Below are 830 nucleotides of genomic sequence, written 5' to 3'. Positions count from 1 at the left end.
AATTAAAACCGGAAAATGAGCAATTTCTAAGATGGATACCCTAAGAAGAAGATATAAAAAGGGCGGGAAACGGTTTGCAAATGTTGTAAATCGCCTTGTTTCATCTAGTGTAAAATATGTTTTTCCAATATGAACACGCCCAAAATACATTGATTTACGCGAAGAATATGGACACTGAGAAATTGATTTAGTTATTGGTAAAAGAGCTACTGGATATAACAATGTTCTTACCTTTACAGAACGAAAATCTAGGGTTGGATTTGCAGTTTTAGTGCCAAGTAAAAATTCTATGAAGATCAACTCAATAATCAGAAAATTGGTTATTGATAAAAACCTGGTTGTTAAAACAATAACTGTTGATAACGGAGTTGAATTTGAAAAAATTGGACTTTTAGGTAAATGATTAGATATCAAAATATATAAAGCTGAACCATACGCTTCATTCCAAAGAGGATCAAATGAAAACTGAAACTCTTTAATAAGAAGAGAATACAAAAAAGGGTTTGACTTTAACGAAATAAACCAAGACATTCTTGACGAAATAACTGAAAAAATAAACAATATGCCAAGAGAAATCTTGGGTTGAAAATCAGCAAACGATCTATTTAGAAATCTAAACAATCACGCTTCAATTAATTAAATATAGTTATAAATTTGTTTCGACCAACAATACACTTCTTTTTGTAAAAGAGTATTTTTTGTCTTGCCAATTTATTAATTTTGTACAAAAAATAATCAAATTTATCCAAAAATGACACTTTTTCTATTCGAGTATGTAGAATAAAAGTAAGCCCAAGTGCGGTGTTGCAATTGAACTTACTTTCGAGGAA

General features: G+C 29.9%; 1 protein-coding gene. It reads left to right on the top strand.

Annotation, left to right across the window (positions count from 1 at the left end; translation table 4 throughout):
- A partial coding sequence (locus tag UDIV_RS04105; RefSeq protein WP_038103740.1) for an IS30 family transposase occupies positions 1-640 on the top strand: 640 nt, incomplete at its 5' end.
- Between the last annotated feature and the right edge of the window lie 190 nt (positions 641-830).

It is taken from the genome of Ureaplasma diversum NCTC 246 (genome assembly GCF_000731915.1).
In the GTDB taxonomy this organism is placed as follows: domain Bacteria; phylum Bacillota_I; class Bacilli_A; order Mycoplasmatales; family Mycoplasmoidaceae; genus Ureaplasma; species Ureaplasma diversum.
The sequence above is the reverse complement of the archived record's forward strand: the minus strand, read 5'-3'. Positions and strand labels throughout refer to the sequence as shown.